This window comes from Photobacterium sp. R1 (assembly GCF_054600795.1).
The window spans coordinates 1-278 of the sequence record NZ_BAAHZP010000483.1; the positions used below are offsets into that span (position 1 = coordinate 1).

General features: G+C 57.6%; 1 pseudogene. It reads left to right on the top strand.

The window, feature by feature from the left end:
- Nucleotides 1-278 (top strand): annotated as a pseudogene (locus ACYP03_RS25955) (penicillin-binding protein 1B); the annotation flags it as partial.

Below are 278 nucleotides of genomic sequence, written 5' to 3' on the forward strand. Positions count from 1 at the left end.
GAAGCAGAAAACGCTGTCGCTCAGTGGATCCCGGTACTGGAGAAAAAAGCCGGGAGTCCGATTGAAACCGCTATGGTGGCAGTGGACCGACACAGTGGTGAGATCCGGGCCATGATAGGTGGCAGCCGCCCTGGCTATGCCGGATTTAACCGGGCACTCGACAGTCGCCGGCAGATTGGTTCGCTGGTGAAACCAGCCGTCTATCTGAGCGCTCTGCGCCAGCCTGAGAAGTTTAGTCTGGCAACGACACTGGACGACAAGCCGATTTTGCTCAAAGG